Annotated in this window: 3 rRNA genes; all 3 read left to right on the top strand. The window is 50.6% G+C overall.

The window, feature by feature from the left end:
* Positions 1-527: ribosomal RNA gene (locus AB5618_RS21185) — 16S ribosomal RNA — on the top strand; the annotation flags it as partial.
* 146 nt (positions 528-673) lie between these two features.
* Positions 674-791, top strand: a 5S ribosomal RNA gene (gene rrf / locus AB5618_RS21180).
* 402 nt (positions 792-1,193) lie between these two features.
* Positions 1,194-3,052 (top strand): 23S ribosomal RNA (locus tag AB5618_RS21175); the annotation flags it as partial.

Below are 3,052 nucleotides of genomic sequence, written 5' to 3'. Positions count from 1 at the left end.
CCGTCCCTTTCCTTCGGGACAGGGGAGACAGGTGGTGCATGGTTGTCGTCAGCTCGTGTCGTGAGATGTTGGGTTAAGTCCCGCAACGAGCGCAACCCCTATCCTTAGTAGCCAGCACGTAATGGTGGGCACTCTGAGGAGACTGCCAGGGATAACCTGGAGGAAGGCGGGGATGACGTCAAATCATCATGCCCCTTATGATTTGGGCTACACACGTGCTACAATGGCGTAAACAAAGGGAAGCGAACCCGCGAGGGTGGGCAAATCTCAAAAATAACGTCCCAGTTCGGACTGCAGTCTGCAACTCGACTGCACGAAGCTGGAATCGCTAGTAATCGCGGATCAGAATGCCGCGGTGAATACGTTCCCGGGTCTTGTACACACCGCCCGTCACACCATGGGAGTCAGTAACGCCCGAAGTCAGTGACCTAACCGCAAGGGAGGAGCTGCCGAAGGCGGGACCGATGACTGGGGTGAAGTCGTAACAAGGTAGCCGTATCGGAAGGTGCGGCTGGATCACCTCCTTTCTAAGGAATTGGATACAGTAGGTCGTGAAAGCGGCTGAATCAATCCAACTAAAAGGGAAGAAGAAGTAGAAAATCGAAATGTGTTTTACTGTTGAGTTATCAAGTGGCTTACTTATAAAAAAATAAGAAAGTCGATAACCGATATTTCCGGTGTCGATGCGCTTAGGGGAAACACCCGTTCCCATCCCGAACACGACGGTTAAGACCTAAGCGGCCGATGGTACTGCATTGGAGACGATGTGGGAGAGCAGGTGGGCGCCGGATCAAAGAAAAAAACAAGTGGGAAACTTGTTCATATAGAAACAGACACCGGTAAGTGAGTTCTGTCGGAAACAGAACGGTAAAAGGCGAAGATCGAGAGACTGGTGTTAACCCGATCAGCAGGGAAGTGCTGTTATGATAACTGGTTTTACCAGTGATTAGAGGTTTTAAATGGAAGATATCTGATATTTAAGATTTCTAATGACTGATAAAATATCAGTCAAAGTTATACAATGTACCTTGAAAACTGCATACATGTAAATTTGATTAAAGTTTAATCAAATATCCTTGATACAAACGTTAAAACGTAAGATAGGAAGACATCGATTTAGTCTGTGAGAGCAGACAAAGATCAACAATGAGAATCAAAAGACCGCATCACCTACGCTAGGGTGATGAGCGAAAGGTCAAGCAATAAGGGCACAGGGCGGATGCCTTGGCACTAAGAGCCGAAGAAAGACGTGATAAGCTGCGATAAGCTTCGGGGAGGAGCAAATATCCTTTGATCCGGAGATCTCTGAATGGGGAAACCCGGCAGAGCACACCTCTGTCATCCATACGCCAATCCATAACGTATGGAAGGGAACCCGGGGAACTGAAACATCTAAGTACCCGGAGGAAAAGAAAGAAAACTCGATTCTGCAAGTAGCGGCGAGCGAACGCGGAAGAGCCTAAACCGGAATGCGTGCATTCCGGGGTTACGGACTGCATGAATGATTCTTAGAAGCTAACAGAACGGTTTTGGGAAAGCCGGCCGCAGAGGGTGAAAGCCCCGTATGTGAAAGCAGATGAGACTGAGCAGGATCCAGAGTACCACGAGACACGAGAAACCTTGTGGGAAGTCAGGGGGACCACCCCCTAAGGCTAAATACTACTTAGTGACCGATAGCGCATAGTACTGTGAAGGAAAGGTGAAAAGGACCCCGGGAGGGGAGTGAAAGAGAACCTGAAACCCTGTGTCTACAAGCTGTGGGAGCACCTTATGCGTGCAACCGCGTACTTTTTGTAGAACGGTCCGGCGAGTTACGCTTACTGGCAAGGTTAAGCACTTCAGGTGCGGAGCCGTAGGGAAACCAAGTCTTAAGAGGGCCAGAGTCAGTAGGAGTAGACCCGAAACCGGGTGATCTACCCATGTCCAGGATGAAGCTGCCGTAAGAGGCAGTGGAGGTCCGGACCCACATCCGTTGAAAAGGGTGGGGATGAGGTGTGGGTAGGGGAGAAATTCCAATCGAACCCGGAGATAGCTGGTTCTCCTCGAAATAGCTTTAGGGCTAGCCTCGGTCATGAGTCTTGTGGAGGTAGAGCACTGAATTTCCTAGGGGGCGTCAAAGCCTACCGAAGAATATCAAACTCCGAATGCCATGTAGACAGGACCGGGAGTCAGACTGCACGAGATAAGTTGGGCAGTCAAAAGGGAAAGAGCCCAGACCTTCAGTTAAGGTCCCAAAGTGTACGTTAAGTGGAAAAGGATGTGGGGTCTCGAAGACAACCAGGATGTTGGCTCAGAAGCAGCCATTCATTCAAAGAGTGCGTAATAGCTCACTGGTCGAGAGGCCCTGCGCCGAAAATGTCCGGGGCTGAAACGTACCACCGAAACTAAGGGATCCGCAAGGATCGGTAGAGGAGCATTGCATGCGGAATGAAGCAGTACCGTAAGGAGCTGTGGACTGCATGGAAGAGAGAATGCCGGAATGAGTAGCGAGATAAAGGTGAGAATCCTTTAGGCCGAATATCCAAGGTTTCCAGGGTAAAGCTGATCTGCCCTGGGTAAGTCGGGGCCTAAGGCGAGGACGAGAGTCGTAGCCGATGGACAACAGGTGGAGATTCCTGTACTGCGGTATGACAGAACTGTGGGGACACGTAAGGAAAGCGGAAGCCGGGAATGGAAAGCCCGGTGCAAGCAGGGTACCAGACACTTAGGCAAATCCGGGTGTCAATGGGAAGCTGTGATGCGGAGCGAAATACAAGTAGCGAAGTCCGTGAGCCATGCGTCAAGAAAAGCCGCTATTGTTTATACCGTACCCGTACCGTAAACCGACACAGGTGGATGAGGAGAGAATCCTAAGGCCGGCGGAAGAAGCATTGTCAAGGAACTCGGCAAAATGACCCCGTAACTTCGGGAGAAGGGGTGCCACTGAGAAGTGGCCGCAGAGAATAGGCTCAAGCAACTGTTTAGCAAAAACACAGGTCTATGCGAAACCGAAAGGTGAGGTATATGGGCTGACGCCTGCCCGGTGCTGGAAGGTTAAGAGGAGAGGTTAGCG

It is taken from the genome of Ruminococcus sp. J1101004sp1_RTP21198st1_B9_RTP21198_201120, assembly GCF_040924245.1.
GTDB lineage: Bacteria > Bacillota > Clostridia > Lachnospirales > Lachnospiraceae > Blautia_A > Blautia_A faecis.
The sequence above is the reverse complement of the archived record's forward strand: the minus strand, read 5'-3'. Positions and strand labels throughout refer to the sequence as shown.